Origin of the sequence: Variovorax paradoxus, assembly GCF_022009635.1 — a bacterium.
Lineage (GTDB): Bacteria > Pseudomonadota > Gammaproteobacteria > Burkholderiales > Burkholderiaceae_C > Variovorax.
Map to the genome: position 1 here is coordinate 4,752,354 of NZ_CP091716.1, position 18,093 is coordinate 4,770,446.

Annotated in this window: 7 protein-coding genes; all 7 read right to left on the reverse strand. The window is 71.5% G+C overall.

Annotated features, from left to right (window positions below; genetic code table 11):
• Positions 1 to 9 precede the first annotated feature (9 nt).
• The 7 genes from L3V85_RS22085 to L3V85_RS22115 all read right to left on the reverse strand — a co-directional run bounded on the left by L3V85_RS22085 (position 10) and on the right by L3V85_RS22115 (position 18,013).
• Entirely contained in the window at positions 10 to 12,825 is a 12,816-nt protein-coding gene (locus L3V85_RS22085) for a filamentous haemagglutinin family protein (protein ID WP_237674842.1), read from the reverse strand.
• Between the two features lie 138 nt (positions 12,826 to 12,963).
• Positions 12,964 to 13,971 (reverse strand): FecR family protein, encoded by a 1,008-nt coding sequence (locus tag L3V85_RS22090; protein ID WP_237674843.1) that lies wholly within the window; start codon positions 13,969 to 13,971, stop codon positions 12,964 to 12,966.
• Positions 13,972 to 14,001: 30 nt separating this feature from the next.
• Positions 14,002 to 14,538, reverse strand: a complete 537-nt coding sequence (locus tag L3V85_RS22095) for an RNA polymerase sigma factor (protein WP_237674844.1) — start codon at positions 14,536 to 14,538, stop codon at positions 14,002 to 14,004.
• 7 nt (positions 14,539 to 14,545) lie between these two features.
• On the reverse strand, positions 14,546 to 15,217 hold the full coding sequence (locus L3V85_RS22100) for a TonB C-terminal domain-containing protein (RefSeq protein ID WP_237674845.1): 672 nt from the start codon (positions 15,215 to 15,217) through the stop codon (positions 14,546 to 14,548).
• Between the two features lie 179 nt (positions 15,218 to 15,396).
• Positions 15,397 to 16,785: a Do family serine endopeptidase gene (locus L3V85_RS22105; protein ID WP_237674846.1), complete on the reverse strand. Its 1,389-nt coding sequence runs from the start codon at positions 16,783 to 16,785 to the stop codon at positions 15,397 to 15,399.
• Between the two features lies 1 nt (position 16,786).
• Positions 16,787 to 17,260, reverse strand: a complete 474-nt coding sequence (locus L3V85_RS22110) for a YbaB/EbfC family DNA-binding protein (RefSeq protein ID WP_237674847.1) — start codon at positions 17,258 to 17,260, stop codon at positions 16,787 to 16,789.
• Between the two features lie 21 nt (positions 17,261 to 17,281).
• A complete protein-coding gene (locus L3V85_RS22115) occupies positions 17,282 to 18,013 on the reverse strand; it encodes a S1 family peptidase (protein WP_237674848.1) in 732 nt (243 codons plus the stop codon).
• Positions 18,014 to 18,093: the final 80 nt, after the last annotated feature.

Below are 18,093 nucleotides of genomic sequence, written 5' to 3' on the forward strand. Positions count from 1 at the left end.
CTGCGAGGACTAGCGTCCGCGCGGCAGGCCGCGGCGCTCGTTCTCGCTGAGCTTTGCGATCTGCGCATCGGTCAGCGCCCCGTGCCCCACCATCTGGATGAAGCCCGACGGGTCGTAGCTCGCCTGCTCCGCCGGCTTGCGCCTGACTTCGCCCCCGCCCGGCGCGCCGCCCGCGGGCTCGTCGCCGAAGCCCAGCACGCGCACCGTGAACACCGACGGCAAGGCCTGGCGCTGCGCCGCGCGTTCGCGCTGCAGCACGTCCTGCGCCGCCGCCGATGCCTGCGAGGCCGCCGCGCTGGCATTGCTCAGCGCGCCGACATTCACCGACGCCACCATCGGCAGCCCGGTGCTCTTGCCCTGCACCTGCACGTTGTCGGCGTTCACCACGTGCAGCGCGGCCAGGTTCACGTTGCCCGACACGCGGATGCCGGCCTCGCCCGCGTCGATGGTGCCCAGCGGCGCGATCAGGTCGATGTCGCCGGCCGGCACTTCCGGAATCGGGTTCAGCGTGGCAATGCCCGCGCCGGTGCTCGGCACGTCCGACGACAGCACCACGTTGCCCCAGCGGTCGTACACCCGCTTGGGCGGCGTGTAGACCAGCGTGGTCTTGGAGCCCCGGCCGGCGTTGATGTCGCCCTCGGCCGACCAGCCCAGCACGCCGCCGCCGAAGGTGGTCATGATCCGGCTCTGGCCCAGCAGGATGCTGCCCAGCGAGTACAGCGAGATGTCGCCCGCGCCCTGCGTGATGACGCCCGGAATCAGCGTGCCCACCGCCTTGGGGGCTGCGCCCTCGATGCCGAACACCTGCCGCCCGCCCGGCGTGAGCAACGCGATGTCGCCGCCGAACAAGGTGTTGATGCCGGCCGAGCCGAACATCGTGATGTCGCCCTTGTAACTGGTGCCCGGGAACAGCGACGCGATGGTGTTGCGACCGCGCAGGTAGCTGCCGTAGCGCACGCCGTTCTCGTCGTTGTATTCGCGCCCGCCTTCCCTCAGCTCGGCGAAGTACACGCCGCGCAGGTAGCTGCGCTGCTGCTCGGGCGGCAGCGCATTGAAGAAGGCAAGCGCCTCCTGCGCACCGCCGTTGCCTACGTAGCCCTGCGACGCTTCGAGCCAGTTCACCAGATACAGCTGGCTGGCCTGCCGGTAGTCGTTGGCCAGCACGCGGCGGGGCTTGCCGGCTTCCGCGTCCAGGCTGGCCTGGCGCTGCGCCATCCAGGCGGCGGCGCCCTGCTCGTCACCGCTGTAGCCGTATTCGGCGCGCAGCCAGTCGGCCAGCCGGAGCTTGCCGTTGTAGTTCTTCACCACCTTGCCGGGCTGGTCTGCCAGCGGCTGGCCGCTTTGCATCAGGTTGGCCGGGTCGAGGTAGCGCTGCGCGAAGCCCGCGTAGTCGGCTCCGCCGGCGCCCACGCCGGCCAGCATGGCAATGCTTGCGCCTGGGCGGCTGTCGCCCGGCACCACCGACCCCAGGCTGCTGACCGAGGCCTTGTTTTCCATGCGGATATCGCGGCCCGCCGTGATCTCCAGCGTGCCGGGGCCGGCCACGTTGAAGGTGCTGAACAGGATGTCGCGGCCCGCCGAGACCACCGAGATGTCGCCCGGCTTCCGATGCACGAACAGGTTGCCGGTGCCGAGGAACGAAGGCTCCTCGAAGCCCGTCACCACATCGGCCTGTCCGATCGGCGTGCCGCTGGAGACGATGTCGCGCCCGGCCATCATCCACACGGGCTGCGCGCCGTCGTACCAGGTCTGGCCCTTGCGCATGACGTCATCGTTCGTGAAGCGCATGACGCGCCCGCTGCTCACGCCGATCAGGTCGCCGTGCACCGCATAGAAGCGCGCAGGCGCGTTGCCCACCGCCTCGCCCGACACGGTGTCGGCGCCGAATGCGAACAGCGGGCGGCGGGTGGCGTCGCGCAGCCTGTTGCCGCCCGAAAGGTTGCCCACCCCCGTGCCGTCGCTGGCCGTACCGGTGAAGCCCGGATGCAGCGGCGTCGCCAGCGCCGCGGCGGCCGCGCCCGACTGGCTCACGGTGTTGCCGCCCGCGTAGATCGAATCGCCGGCCAGGAACTCCAGCCTGCCGTTGGCCGAGGGCGCCAGCAGCAGCGCCGTGCCGGAGCCGGTGCCGATGGCGGTTGCCGCGTCGCCATAGAAGAGCGAGCCGCTGGCCGCCACCGCGCTCAGGATCGAGGGGTACACATACGCGGAGTCGGTCGCGGCGATGCCCGAGCTGCCCGTCACCGGCACGAGGTTGCCGCCGCTGCCCAAGAGGTTGATGGCGGTGTTCGGCGTCCACAGGCTGAACCAGCTCTTGCCCTGGCCCGACAGGCCGTTCGCGCTGAACGGCGTGGCGTTGGGCAGGCTCTCCCGCGTCGGGTCGATCACGCCCTTGACCACCAGGTCGCCGCGCGTGCTCACCGTGTAGCTGGCGTCTCCCGGCGCCAGCACGATGCCGCCTTGCGCCATGCCGCGGGTCGCGGTGTAGGGGTCGAAGGCACGGGTCTCGCGCGGCGACTGCTGAAACGAGGACGTTCCGAAGGTCAGGGGCAGGCTGCCGATGCTGCCGGCCTGCAGCTGCACGTCGCCCCGCAGGTTGACGACCACGCCGTTGAGCGCGGCGTTGACGTCGCCGCCGTCACCCTGGAAGAACGGACGATCGAGCGGATTGAGGGCGCCACCCACGCGCAATTGCACGTCGCCGCCGCCGGTCAGGCTCAGGCTGCCGTCGGCCAGCACGCGGCCGGTGCCGCCCACCGCCAGCACGATGCCCTGGCTGCGCTGGTTGTCGGTGAAGCCCTCCAGCTTCACGCCGCGCCGCGTCTGCGTGCCCGCGTTGCCGCCCACGTCGACGAGCAGATCGCCGCCGCCCAGCGTGCCGAAGCCGGTGAAGCCGAGCAACTTGTCGGCCACGCCCTTGCCGCCGCCTGCATAGGAGCCGAAGTTGATCCACCACGCCGTGGCCTGGTCGCCCGCGCCGCCGAAGGTGCCGCCCGTGCCCTGGCGCCACAGCCAGTTGCCGATGGCGCTGCTGTCGAAGCCTTTGTCGTCGGGATTCGGGCGCCCCGCGCCGGAGCCCGAGCGCGTCAGCATGATGTCGCCGCTCAGGTCGCCGCCCACCTTGAGCGTCAGGTTACCGCCGGAGGCCGGATACCAGGCGCGCGCCAGGCTCTGCGCGCCGCCGTCGACGAACTTCTCGTAGCCGCCGTCCACGTCGTTCAGCACCGTGCCGTTGGGGCCCACCGCACGCGGCAGGTTGTAGGGGTCGCCGGGCCGCGTGGCCTGCGAAGAGGCGCCGGCCGTGTACACGCCGAAGAGCGAATCCATGCGCAGGTTGCCGGCCGCCCGCAGGTCGAGATCGGCCGTGCCGGTGCGCACCACGCTGAAGCGCACGCTGGCCGGCGTGGGTGCGTATTCAGGCTTGTTGGCGGAGACGCAGTAGGTCGGCGTACCCATGCAGAAGTCGTCCACGTTGCCGACGATTGCCGGGTCGACCGGGTCGCCGAGCTTGACCACGATCTCGGCCTCCGCCAGTTCGTCCACCGCTTTCTGCGACCAGCCCCAGGCGCTCTTCAGCACGCAGTAGGCCGGCGTACCGGCGCAGAGCGCCTCGATCGTGCCCGCGCCCATGTCCTCGAGCCACTGCGCGTCGATCGGCTCGCCGGCCTTGACCTCGATGCCGATGGCGGCGAGGTCGTCCTGCGCGAACTGGGTCCACAGCTGGGTGCCCTTGGGCGGCAGCAGCTTGCCGAACAGCCCGTAGTGGCTGTCCGCCAGCCGCAGGTTGCCCTGGCCCGCCGCCGGATGCACCTGCACGATGCGGTTGTCGGCCGCGTCCAGGTCCGCGCCGGCCAACAGCCGCACCGACCACGACTGCGAGCCCTCCGGCAGCATCGCCGCCGCGGCCCACAACCTGCCGGCGCCGTCCGGGCGCAGGTTCACCGAGTCCACGCCCTCGGGCAGCTTGATGTCGGTGCCTGCCGGCAACACGGCGCCCAACGGCAGCGTGACGGCGCCGTTCATCACGTACTTCCTGCCGTCGCCCGGCAGCGGCACGCCCTTGGGCCACACCACGCCCGACAGCGTCGCGTTCGAAGGCAGGCGCATGCCGGCTCCCAGGCGCGTGCCCACGGGCAGCGTCACGTTGGCGCCGCTCACGATGCTGCCCGCCGCATACAGCAGCGCGCCCGAGGCGTCGCGCACGTCGGCGCTCAGCACCGTGCCGGCCTTGAGTTCGAGCGGCGCGGCCAGCACGCTGGGCGCCGGAATCAGCTGCCCCACGTCGAAGCCGGCCGCCCTGATCGGCAAGTCGTAGTTCAGCGTGACACCGCCCTCGAAGACGGTGCCGTCGGCCAGCACCACGCCGCCGCGCGGCACCACGACATCGCCGCCCAGCAGGTTGGTGCCCGGCAGCAGCAGCCAGCCGCGGTCGTCCTGCGTGGCGGGCGGCGGCATGAAACCGTCGTTGATGCTGCCGAAGATGTCGAGGTTGCCGCCCGCGCGGATGGCCAGCTTGCCCACTTCGCCCGAGCCGTACACGCCGGTCTTCTGCGTGTGCGGGTTGGCGCTGGCATAGCGGTAGCCCGACAGGTCGATGTCGCCCTGCACCACCATGTCGCCGTCGGGCGTCCTGCTGACGATTTCCACGCCGGGGCGCAGGTGGAAGGCGTCGGCATAGCGCGCGTTGTTCAGGCCCGCGAGCCTGCCGTTCATCAGCGCGGTGTTGGCCAGCGCGTTGTCGATGAAGGCGGTGCTTTTCAGGTGCTTGGCGTCGAGGTAGGCCTGGTCGATGACCTGGTAGGGCCGGCCGCTGGCCGCCGTGTCGGTGCCGAAGCGCGCGTCGTCGTAGCGCCAGGTGCCGTTCACCGCGATGGAGCGCGCGCCCTCGATGGCGATGCTGCCGCTGGCGTCGATGCGGATGTCGCCGCTGGTCTCGCCGGTGCGGCCCGCGTTGAGCTCCAGCGTGCCGCGCGCCATGCCGTCGTTCTGGCCGGGCTCGCCGCCCGCCTTGGCGTTGGTGCCGTGGCGCAGGTCGATGCGCGCGCCCGAAGCCAGCGTGAGCTGTCCGTTGTTCGACGTGAGCTCCACCATCGCGCGGTTCGGCGAATCGATGATCTTGCCGTGGCTGTCCACGCGCAGCGTGCTGCCGTGCGCGTCGAGCACCGCGCTGCCGGCCAGCGTGAGGCTGTTGCCGGCGGCCAGGTTGATGCGGCCCACGCGCTCGCCGCTGGCGTCGATGGTGCCGGTCACGGTGAGGCTGCCCTTGTCGAGCGACACGTTCACCTCGCCGGCCTTCACGCCGTTGCCGATGGTCAGGTCGCCCTGGCGCAGCTGGAAGCTGCGCGCGCCGAACACGCCGCCGTCGTTGAGCCGCTGGTTGAGCGCCGCGAACTCGGCGTCGCCGAGCTGCCGCGCGCGCACTTCCACGCTGCCCGCCAGGAACGGCACCAGCGTGCCGCCCGCGTCGTAGCGCCCGCTGCTCGCGCCGAGGATGCGGCCCTGCAGGTCCACCACCCCGGTGGATGCGCCCGCCGCGTCGTCGAGCGCCATCGCCTTCAGCGTGCCGGCGCGGTTGTTCTGCGCCGAGATGTCGATCACCGAGCCCGCCGCCTGCCGCAGGTTGCCGTGCAGGCTCTCGAGCACCAGGTCGCCGCCGGCGCTGTACTTGGTGACGTCGTTGAAGGCCAGCTTGCGGCCGGCCAGGTCGAGCACCGCGCGGTCGGTCAGGGTGAGGTCGCGCTCGGCGCTCACCGTGAGCTTGCCGCTGGGCAGCGCGACGGCCGTGTCGAGCGTCACGTCGTGTCCGCGCAGGCTCAGCTCGGCGCCCAATGCCGCGTCGCCGGTGGCGGCAACCGCCGCACCCGAAGGCGCGGACACGCGCAAGGCGCCGCCGGCCGTGATGCGGTTCACCGAACCCGCCTCGCCCGTCAGCAGCGGCGCCACGATGTTCAGGTTGCCGCCGCTGTACGCGTAGCCGTTGCCCGCGTCGTAAGCGCCCTGCGACTGGTAGACCGAGAGGCTGCCCTTGTGATTGGCGCTCACGCGCTCGCCGGCCTTCAGGTTCACGTCGGCGAAGCCCAGCACCAGGCGCGCGGTGTCGTCCCGGCCGCTGGGCTGGCTGTTGGGGCCGTAGCCGAACTCGATGCGCTCGGCCTCGATGTTCAGCGTGCCGCCGCCGGTGCCCGCGCCGCCGCTCGCCACCGAGGTGGGCGCCGTGTTCATGCTCTGCCACACCAGGCGGCCGGTGCGGATGGTCGCCACGTCGTCCGCGCCGCCCTGGCCGTAGATGGCGGGCGTGGCCAGCACCAGCTGCGCCATCGTCGACTTGCCGGTGGCGGGGTCGAGGGTGTCCAGCGCGGCGGTGCCGAAGAAGTTGACGCCGCCGCTCGCGCTGAGCTCCAGCGTCTCGAGCGCGGGTGCGCCGTACTGCCGGTCGCCGCGCAGCAGGCGGTCGAGCACGCTCTGGCTCATGGCCAGCCCCGGCGGCAGCGTGTTGTTCGCCGCGGCGGCGGCCAGCACCGCGTTGTCGCCCACGTTGATGCCGCGCACCGCCAGCGTAAGGTGGCGCGTGCCGTAGCGCACCGCGTCGCCCATCTCGAAGCGGTCGGGCGTGACCATCGCGATGGTGCCTTCGGAATACAGCTCGGTCTGGCCGCTGCACGAGGCGCTGGAACACACGCCGACCTGCAGGCTGCGGTTGTCCCGCGTGCCCTCGCTCGCCGGCACCGGCAGCGTGCTCACCCTGCCGTTGGAGACCATCAGCATCTGGCCGCTCGCGTCGTAGACGAAGCCGTCGGCCGCGTCGTAGGCCGCCTTGCCCCGACCGATGGTGTTGATATGCGCGCCCTGCTCGACCACCACGCTCAGGGCCGACTCGGCGCCCGTGCCCACCACGCCAAGGAACACTTCGGGCGCCGAGAGCACCGCGCCCTGGCGCACCACCACGCTTTGTATGTTGTCGCCGGTCTTGACGACGCTGCCGCCCTGGCCGTAATCGGCCGCCTGCAGGCCGCCGATCACCAGGCGCGACACGTTCATGCCGCTGAGCGCGCCCGCGTCATACGTGACGCCCTTGAAGCCCGGCGTTGCCGGGGCGCCGGCGGCGACGACCTCGAGGCCCGTCGTCGCGCTGGAGCCGTCGGCCGTCACGGAGCCGCCCCGGCCGCCTTCGGCCGGCTGGAAGCGGGCGATGCCGGCGAAGCGGAAGGCTTCCGCCCCCGCACCGGGCTCGAGCCGCAGATGCAGGTTGCGCGCATCCGCCGGCAGCATGGCGCGCGGCACGCCCACGCGCAGCGCGTCGGCGCGCACGAAGTCGGCATAGCCGGTCTCGTTGTATTGCGAGTAGCTGCGCAGCACGTCGGCCGAAGTCACGATGGCCTGGCGGAACAGCGTGTCGCCGATGCCGGTGCGGCCCACGCCCAGTTGCGCGGCGGTGAGCCACGAGCCGTTGCGCATCGCCTGGGTGCCGGTGGACGCGCCCAGGCCGGCCGCGCCGTTCAGTTCCACGCGGAAGGCGCCCTTCTGCAGCGCATAGGTCGAGGGCATCAGCGTGTAGGTGCCCGCGGGCAGGCCCGGCACGCCGGCGCCGATGGTGATCTGCTGGCCCACGAGCGGATCGACCGCGCCCTTCTCCGCACCCGTGGGCGCCACGGCCGGCTGCACGCCGGGCACGACGGCATACACCGGGTTGGTCGCGAGCCCCGGCAACGTGAAGCCGCCGTTGGCGCCGACCTGCATCAGCGGGCTGAAGCGCGCGTCGGTCGAGCCGCCGCGCCCGCTCACGAAGCCCGTGCCCGTGAGGTTGCCGCCGCCGGACAGGTCGAGCGTCGCGCCCTCCTGGCCCTGCACGCTGGCCCCCATGAAGCTGAGACCGATGGTCAGGTTGCGGTTGAAACTATCGCCCGCGCCCACGCCGGTGAGCGTGACCTGCTTGCCGTTGTACAGATAGTTGATGCCGTCCACCGTGCCGCCATAGGGCATGCTGAGGCCCTCGCCGCTCACGGACGTGACGCTGCCCGGCAGCAGCCTGGTCTGCGTGGTGAGCGCGTCGCCCAGCGTCAGGTGCCCGAGCGGCGTGCGCACCACGCCGCCCTGCTCGATGACGTCGGCGCGCATCGTCAGGTCGCCGAAGGCCGAGTACGGCACGGCCGGCGTCGTGCCGGTGCCCTCGATGCGCAGCCTGGTGTCGGGCCGGTACTTGCCGTCCCGGCCCATGCCCGCGGACACCAGCGCCACCACGCCCGTGGCCGGGTAGATCTGCGCGGCGCGCAGGGTCAGGCTGCCGGGCACGATCAGGCTGGTGGAGGTGCCGACATCGAGCCGGCCCTGCAGGAAACGCAGGTCGCCGGTGCTGTCCAGCGTGACCTGGCCGAAGGCCGCCAGATCGAGCACGGGCGATTCGCTCTGGCTGTCGAGCATGGCGACCTTGCCGGCAACGCCGAAGCCCATGCCGTCGCGAACATCGATCAGGTCGCCCGACAGCGTCAGGCGGGTGCCGGACGGCACGCGCGCCACGCCGCCCGCGGCGGAGGGTGCCCTCAGCACTTCGCGCGTGAACGAAGTCATCGACCCGGCCAGCCGCACATACGCGCCGGACAGCGCCACCTGCGCGTCGTCGGGGGCGCCCTTGCCCAGCGCGAGGCCACCGGCGTAGATCTGCAGGCTCTGACGCATGCGCAGGTCGAGGCCGTCTTCGAGCGCGAGCGTGGAGCCGCTGAACAGCGAGAGGTTGTCGAAGCCGCCGCGGCGCACCGTGTCGGCGCCCAGGCGCGCCTGGCCGTATTCGAGTGCGCCGTCGTCCACGCCGGGCCGCAGGGTGTCGGGCGCCAGGGGCGCGCCCTGCTCGTTGCCGAGCACCAGCACGCGATGCCGGCGCACCCGGTCTTCCGCCTGCTGCAGCGGGTCCAGGTGCAGGCGCAGGCCCGGCGTGTCGAGCGCCACGCTCAGCGTGCCGCCGGCCGCGCGCTGGCCGCCCGCGAATGCGCGCAGCGTGCCGTCCAGGTACAGCCCGTTGTACGACGCGAGCGAGATGCTGCCGCCGTTGCTGGCCACGTCGGTGGCGCCCATGCCGGGCACGTCGAGCACCGCGTGCGTGCCCGATGCATCGAGCAGCGCGCCCGGCCGCACGACGATGAAGTCCTGCGTCGCGGTCGCCATGCCGCGCGCCGTGTCGATCTCGCCGCCGATCAGGATGCTGCCGCCGTCGCGCACCAGGCCGTAGCGCTTGCCGTTGACGTCGGTGGCGGTGGCCGCGCGCGCCGAGACGTCGAGCACCGCCTGCTCGCCGATCCAGATCGAGCGCGCATGGGCCTGCGCGTTGGCCTTGTCGGCCTCGAGGTCGCCGAGGTCCACCGTCTTCAGCACGATGCGCCCGGCGCTGGCGCGCAGGGTGCCTTCGACCGTGAGCTGGCCGGTGCTGCGCACCTCGATGGCCTGACCGGGGTCGACGTTGATGGCAGCCCCCTTGCCCACCACGGCCTGCACCGCCTGCAACTCCGTGGCCTGCGTGGTCGCGGTGCCGGCCTGCAGCGACAGGCTCGCGCCCTTGCGCTGCGTGAGAACGGCCTTGGCGGCGTCTTCCTGGTAGAGCGGCGGCGTCCACGCTTCCAGCGCATCGGCCGGCTTGCCGCCGGTGGCGACGTCCTGCGCGTTCGCGCCGAAGCGGAGCACCGGCATCGTCACGTCGATCTGCGCGCCATCGGCCACGGTGAGGCCGTGGTTGCCGATGAGCGCATAGCGGCTGAAGCCCTTGTCGAAGAAATCCGCGCCGAGCATCAGCATGTCGGCGAGCACCGCGCCCGAGGTGTCGCCGACGGCGATGCGGTTGGCCTGCACCGTGAGCGTGCCGCCGCCGTCCACCCCGTGGCCGCGCAATGCCGCGCCGTCGAGCACGACGTGGCCGTTGCCGCTGTTGAAGCCATCGGCCTCGAGCGTGACGCTGCCGCCCTTGCCGCCCTGCTGCTTTGCCTTGGCCAAGAGCCCCGCGCCGGAAGACACATCGACCAGGCTGCCGCTGCCCAGCACCACGTCGCCCGTGCTGCGCACCGACACGCTGCCGCCGTTGCGATACGCCAGGCCGCCCGCGTCGAGCGGGTTCTTCAGCACGTTGGCCCAGAGGCCGCTGGTGTCGAGCCTGGCGCCGCCCGCGAGCACCACCGTCGCACGGCCGTCGGCCGGCGGCTTGATGTAGGTCGTGTCTTTGAGGTAGTTGTTGCTGATCTGCTCGAGCACGTTGCCCAGCTGGATGCTGCCGCCGTGCGCGACCAGGTCGGCATCGACCTTCACGCTGGGCCCGTAGAGCGTGATGTTGCCGCCGTTGCCCGCCTGCAGCGCGCTCGTGACGGCAATGCTCTCGGTGGCGGCCACGCGCACCGCGCCCAGCCTGAAGCCGCTGAGCTGGTCGGTGTCGAGGTAGAGCGTGTCGCGGCGCTCGGCCGGCAGCGCGGTCGACAGATCGAGCTCCGCGGCAATGGCCTGCGCCGTGTTGCCGAGCACCACGTTCTTGATGCCCGCGGGGTCGAGCCGGCGGTAAAGGGTGCCGGTGCTCTTGTCGAAGTAGGCGTCGTAGCTGCCCACCACGAGCTGCCCGCGCTGCGGCGCCGCGCCGCTCGACTGCCGGTAGCCGTCGAGCCCGGCCTGCGGCGCCTGCGTCTGGCGGTCGCCCTGGAAGGTTTCTCCGACGATGTCGCCCTCGAGCACGGCGCCCTTGGTGCCGACGATCAGCACGCCCGCGTCGCGGCCCACGGTGTAGCCGTTTTCCAGCCGCTTCTGCGGCCCGATCAGCGGGTTGTAGAAGAAGCCGGTGGTGCCCTTGCCCCAGCGCACGTGCTCGTCTTCGAAGCCCTTGTAGACGCCGGTGTACTTCAGGTCGCCCGGCGCCTTCGACACTTCGTACAGCCGCCCGTCGGCGCCCTTGAGCCAGCTCTGGTTGATGGTGCCGGTGAGCACGTCGAGCGTGCCGCCCGACAGGTTGATGCTAGAGCCGCGCTGCGTGACCACGTCGCCGCCGGTGAAGCTCACCGCGCCGCCCTGCGCCATCCACTCGCCCACCGTGTGGCCCTGCGTGCCCAGGTAGCCGCCGACTTCGAGCAGGCCGCCGCCCGTGTACCAGCGCTCGCCCTGGTAGCCGTTGGTGCCGCCGGGCACGAAGACCAGCGTGCGCCGGTCGATCCACAGGTCGTTGTTGTTGAGGTTCTTGCTGTCGCGGTTGAGCGGCGCGTCGCGCTGCTCGTTGCCCTGCACGTTGATCTTGACGTTGTTCGACTCCATGGTGAGCTTCACGCCCACCGCGCCCGACACGTCGATGCGCGCGCCCTCGCGCACCAGGCTGCGCTGCTTGGCGTCGACCACCACCTGGCCGCCGGTGGCCAGCGTGAGCGAGTCTTTCTGGAACTCCACCGTGCCGCCGCTGGCCACTTCCACGCGCGAGAGATCGCGCCGGTCGTTGCCCGCCAGGCTGAAGTTCTGGCCATCCTGCAGCACGGCCGGCGCCATGAGCGCGGTGCGCTGGCTGTCGAGCGCGGTGGTGCCGCTGGTGTCGAGCACCACCGCCGTGGTGCTGCCCTCGCCCAGCGTGACCTTGCCGGCGGTACCGACCGCGGCCAGGTGCACCGTGCCGCGCGTGTTCACCGAAGTGCTGGAAAGAATGACGCCGTTCTGCACCACCTCGCGGCCCGCCAGCGTGACGTCGCCGGTGGGCGCCTGGATCAGGCCGGTGTTGACGACGAGGCCGGCCTTGCTGTCGGCCGCCAGCGTGACCGCCACTTCATTGCCGCGCGTGGTCGAAGCCTGGTTGCCTTCGGTGCCCACGCCCTTGCGGATGGAAAAGCTGTCGCCGGCCGCCATCAGCGTCTGGCCGCTGGGCGTGGCGATCTCGCCGGCATTGCGCACCTCGCTGCCCAGCAGCAGCACATAGCCGCCGCCCTGCGTGGCCGAGGTGGGCGCGGGCGTGGAGATGCGCGCGCCGGCCTGCACTTCGACGCGGCCGTTCGCGTTGCGGAAGTTGGGCGCGAGGCCGTTGCCGTACACGCCGCTGGACTGGAACTGCGCGTCGTCCACCTGCGTGGCCGCGGCCACCAGGTTCCGCGTGTCGACCTGGCTGGTGCCGCTGAAGACGATGCCGTTGCGATTGGCCACCATCACCGTGCCGTCGGCCTTGATGCGGCCCTGGATCTGGCTGGGCCGTGCCTGCGGGTCGTTCACCTTGTTGAGCACCGCCCAGTCTTTCTGCTGCGCGAAGGCCACGGTGGTGTTCTTGCCGACGTTGAAGGTCTCCCAGTTCAGGATGGCCTTGTCGGCCGTCTGCTCGACGGTGACGACGGTGCGGCCGTCGACGTTCTTCTGCGAGTCGCCGCCCAGCGGGCGGGCGTTGAGCCAGCCGGCGGTGAGCGAATTGGTGTCGACCTTCAGGCCGCCTTCGGCCAGCCCGTCGGGCACCGAGGGATCGTTCTGCGCGGCGGCGCGCGCGGCGGCCTGCGCCGCCTGCTGCGCCGCGATGCCGCGCGCCGCGAGGTTCAGGTTGCCGATCGACTGCTGCAGCTGCTCGTTGGCCCGCTGCTGCTGGCCGGCAGGGCTCATCAGGCTGGCCACGGGCATGCCGTTGGGCAGCATGCCGGTGGCCGTGGCGGTGGCTTGCGCGGCGCCCTTGGCGTTGAACCACGTCGGGCTGAAGGCGCGTTGCGCATGGGCCGGCACGGCGGCCGTGGTGGCCGCGCCGGCGGCCAGCGCCAGGGCCATGGCCTGTGCCAGCGGCGAAATGCGGAAGCTCCTCGCATGCACGACAGCGCCCGGCTTGCGGCTGCGGCTGTTGTGTCCCTCGTGTGTGTTCATCTGACGCCCAGTAAAGAATGAAATGCACAGGCACAGAATCTGTGCCCCTTACTGGACAGACCGGACACCGCAAACAAAACCGCTAATTTTTTCAATCCTGACCGGGCACCGGGGCCAACAATCAAGCTGTCACAAACGTCAGCTAAGGACCAGGACGCCGCCCGGCAGCGAGCGCGCCGAAAGGTCGTACGAACGCTGGATCTGCACCAGCACCGTGTCGAGCGAAGCGATGGCAAACCGCCCGCTCACCGCGCGGTCGGCCAGCCCGCGCGCCAGCAGCACCACGCGGCCCGGCCGGTAGCGGTTGATTTCCGCCACCACGTGCGCCAGCGGCGTCTGCCGGAACACCAGCACGCCGGTGCGCCAGGCCGACACGTCGGCGCCCTGCACACCGGTGGCGCCGCCGATCGATGCCGCGTCGTACACCACCTGCTGACCGGCCTGCAGCGTGCGCGCGCCCATGGCATGCGTCACGCGCACGCTGCCTTCGATGCAGGTGACGCAGGCGCTGCCTTCGAGAAAACGCACTTCGAAGCGGCCCGCCCGCGCCTCGCTGCGGCCGGCGCCCGCGACCACGCGGAACGGCTGTTGCGCGGAAGAAATATCGACCGCCGTCTCGCCCGCGATCAGGTCGATGCCGACCGTGCGGCCGTCGAGCGTCTGGCGCTGAACGCTGGTCTGCGTGTTGAGCATGAGGTCCACGCCGTCGACCAGCACCACGGCACGTTGCTCGCCGGTGGCGGTGCGGATGTCGGCGTTCCACTCGCTGACCGAGGGCCACAGCGCGAACGGCGGATACACCGCCGCGGCAACACCCGCCACGCCGGCCGCGCTCACCGCGGCGCCCAGGAAAGCACGGCGCGCGAGCACCGGGCGCCGCGCCGTTTGCTGCACAGCCTGCCGGTGCTCGGCCAACAGCGCGGGCTGCGCCGCCATCATCTGGCCGATGGCCGGATCGAGCGCCTTCCACAGCCGCCTGGCTTCGGCAAAAGCTCGCGCATGCAGCTCGCTCGCTTCCTGCCAGCGGCGGAAGCCCTCGACGTCGCGCTGCGTGGCCTCGCCGGACGCGAGACGACGCAGCCAGGCCTGCGCTTCGCGCTGGACCTGGGCGGTCTGGTCGGGCTCGGCTCGGATGTTCATATCCATAAGACGGCTCTGGTCGCGGGGAACCGCATTTTATTTTTCATGGGCCTCCGGCGCGGCCAGCGGACGGCCCATGCGGGCCGCGCAGAAGTCGTGGGCGTCTTTCAGCTCTTTCTCCACGGTGCGAAGAGAAATGCCCAGCCGCGCGGCTACCTCGCGCTGCGGCAGATGCTCCCAGCGCACCATCACCAGCACCTGTCGTCGGCGCGGCGGCATGCGCGCGATGAGCGCCGCGAGCGCGGCCATCTCGGAGCGGTCTTCGGCAATCTGCGAAGGGCCGGGCGCGGGGTCGGGCGCGTCTTCGAGCAGCGCGTCGATCTCTTCCGGGGTGGCCAGCCGGCCCTGCTTGCCGAGCTGGTCGTAGGCCAGGTTGACGGCCACGCGCAGCAGGTAGGACGCCGGGTCGCGCACGCCGTCGATGTCGTCGCGGCTTTCGAGGCGCAGCCAGGTGTCCTGCAGGGCATCGCTCGCCTGGTCTGAATTGCCGAGCCGGCGCGCGAGCCGCTGCTTGAGCTCGTCATAGCGCGAGACCAGGAAGTTGCGCAGGGCCGGCAGCGCGTTCTCGGGCATGGCGGCCTCAGCGGCGCGCCGGGCATTCGAGCCCCGGCGTCTGCGAGCGCGGCAGGATCAGCATCGTGAACGGCTGCAGCATGTCGGGCGGCGGCGCACGGTCGATGCGGATCTGCCGCAGGGTCTCGAGGATGGCGCCGTCGCGCGCACGGTCGCCGCTGGTGTGCAGCAGGAAGGCGTTGGCGATGCGGCCGGTGCCGTCTATCACGAAGCGCATCGCGGCGCGATAACCGCCGGGTGCGGTGCGCGGGTTGCCGCAGAAGGCTTCCCAGATGCGCGTTTGCACGAGGCCGTCGTAGCTGCGGTCCGCCGATGTGGCTGGCCTTGCGGCGTCGGTTGCTTCGGGCGATGTGCCCGCCGCCTGAGCCACTGCCTCGGCAGGCACGGGCTTGAGCACGAAGGCGGCCGTCGATCCGGTGCCGGTGTAGTCGGCAACGAGGCCCGTGCCCTGCAGCAGCATGCGCAGCGCCTCGGCCGGCGTGGCCGTCATGTGCACGCCGTTCGATTCGCGCCCCGCCACCAGCACCGCATCGAAGAACACCGGAAGCCCGGTGCGCAGGCCGTATTGCTCGAGCGCCGCGTGCAGCGGCTGGCGCGGAATGTCGAAGGCCACGCGCGCATTGCTTGCGGCCGCGGTTTCTTCCTGCTGCGCGCGCGCATCCGCGCCCGTCAGGGTCATGCAGACCGCGAGCGCAAGGCTTGCCAGAGGGAGAAGAAAGGGAGGTTCATGCCGCATGAGTTCGATACGCCCGGCGTAGGCCGCCGCCCGGGGGGCATGTGGAAGCGGGATGCTATGGCCGCTTCGTGACGCTCGAATGACTCGCGCCGCCGACCGCCGACGGCGCTCCCGCTGTGGCCTCAGCAGCTCGACTGCCCCGCCCGCGCGCAGATCGGCACGAAGATGCGCGTGCTGCCGCGCTGCACCAGCAGCGCCGCCGAGCCGTCCGCCACGTCGAGTTCCTGCACCAGTGCCTCGGCGCTGTCGATGGGCTGGCCGTTGAGCGCCAGGATCAGGTCGCCCGGCTGCACGCCCGCGCGCGAGGCCGCCGCGTTCACGCGCTGCACCAGCAGGCCGCCGTCCACGCGCAGGAACTGCCGCTCGGCCGGCGCCAGCGGCCGCACCGCGAAGCCCAGCCGCGACGGGGCCGAGGGCGCCTGCGCCGCGTCGGCCTGCAGGCGCGGCGTGTCGAAGCCTTCCACCCGCACTTCGAGCATCTGCTCGGCACGCTCGCGCCACACGCGCAGGCGGATGTTCTCGCCCGGCGCCTGCTCGGCGATGAAGCCCAGCGCATCGGCCGCCTGCACCACCTCGCGGCCCTGCACCGACAGGATCACGTCGCCCGGCTTGAGCCCGCCCCTGTCGGCCGCGCCGCGCGGCTCCACGTAGTTGACCAGCGCGCCGGCCGGTCGCGGCAGGCGAAAGGTGTCGGCCAGCGCCTGCCCCACCTCCTGCACCGACACGCCGATGCGCCCGCGCGTGACCGTGCCGGTGGACAGCAGCTGGTCCTTGATGCGCATGGCCGCGTCGATGGGAATCGCGAAAGACAGGCCCTGGTAGCCGCCGCTCCTGCTGTAGATGCGCGAGTTGATGCCGATCACTTCGCCGCGCAGGTTGAACAGCGGCCCGCCCGAGTTGCCGGGGTTGATCGGCACATCGGTCTGCAGGAACTGCATGTATTCGGCGCCCGGCAGCAGCCGCCCCTTGGCGCTCACGATGCCCGCGGTGACCGAATTGCCGAAACCGTAGGGCGAGCCGATGGCCACCACGCCGTCGCCCGGCTCCACGCCCGACGGATCGCCGATGCGCACGGTGGGCAGGCCGGCCGCGTCGATCTTGAGCAGCGCCACGTCGGCCACTGCGTCGAGCCCAACCAGGCGCGCCTTGAACTCGCGCCGGTCGGGCAGCTTCACGTTGATCTGCGTGCCGCGCGCGACCACGTGCGCGTTGGTCAGGATGAGCCCGTCGTCGCTGACGATGAAGCCCGTGCCCAGGCTGCTCTCGTCGCCCTCGGCCTGCGGCTGCGGCAACTGGCCCGGCACGCGCAGCAGCCAGCGGTCGCTGAAGCGGCGCGCCGGCGCCGAGGGCCGCTCCACGCCGATGTGCACCACCGCCGGCCCGTAGGCCTTGACGAGCTGCGACAGGCCCGAGGCCGGCCAGGGCATCGCCGCATGCAGCGGCAGCCCCGGTGCAAGGCAGGCCGCGGCCGTCACCAGGGCGGCCAGCCGGGCAGGCACGCTTTTGCCCATGTCAGGTGTTGGTGACGAAGCTCAGCGTGAGTTGCAGCACCATCGGCTGGCGCATGTCGCGCGGCGGCGGCTCTGCCAGCGGCTGCGCGGTGAGCAAGGTGCGCAGGTCGGTGTCGGCCTGCGCGTCGCCCAGCGAATCGAAGGCCACGCGGTCGACCTTGCCGCTGGGCGCGACCCACACGCGCACCACCACCGGGGCGGGCGGCGCGGATTGGCCTTCCTTCAGCATGCGTTCCTGCATCCAGGCGTGCAGGCGCACCACGGTGTCGTTGGCGGGGTCGCTCAGCGACGACTGCAGCTGGTTGCCCGCCAGGTTGGCGTAGCTGATCCAGTGCTGCGGCACCTGCTGCTGCGTCTGCGCGGTGGCGGCGACCGGCGCGGTGGCGCTGGCAAGGCCCAGGCCGAGCCAGCCGAGCGCAAGGCGCAGGCGGCCCCAGCGAGGCGTTGTTTTAGGAGAAGAAGCAGGAGCGTTCATTGATTTCTCTGTAAGGGAAGCTCAGCCGCACAGCACGCCGACCGACAGGGTCGACGCCCGTGCGGCGGGCGATTGCATCGGGCTCAGTTGCGGACTGTCGCTGGCCGCGAAGGCGATGCCGTGACGCTGCAGGAACTGCCGCACCCGCGATGCCGGCACCGCCCGCACCTGCGTGGCGCCGGTCACGCCGCTGGCCGTGGCCGCGCGGCTCAGCACCATGCCGCCCGCATGCGGCGCGGCCGCCACGCGCTCCACCACCACGCCCAGCAACAGGCCGTCGGCGCCGAGCACCGCGCTGCCGCTGGCACCGGGCTTCACGCCCGAGAGCAGCTGCAGGCCCTCCGCGCCGGGCACGGTCATGGCATTGCTGAGCAAGGCGGCGCGGTCGGGCAGGTTCTTCAGCACCGCATAGGCCTCGGTGAACACGCCGACGCTTTGCGTGGGCAGCACATCGCCCAGCGCCAGCGTGGCGCTCAGGTACGGCTTGAGCGTGGTGCGCAGCACGGCGAGATCGAGTTCCGCGCTCTCGGCGACCACGCCGGCCTGCGACACATGGCCGCCCTTGAGCGCGAACAGCGAACGGCAATCGGCCACCGCGTGCCGCGCGGTCAGCACGTCGCCGGCTTCGTTCAGGAAGACGCCGCTGGCGCTGGCCTCGGGCGGAAGGATGCCGCCGTCCGCGAGCGCCGCGGTCGATGCCGCGAACAGCCACAGGCACAAACAGGCGCGGATGAAATGGTGAACGGACGGCATGAAGGCAGTTGCGGGCTCTGCAAACCAAGACGGAATCCGGCACGCAGGACTGCCGTTTGTCATAAAAACTTCATGTAAAG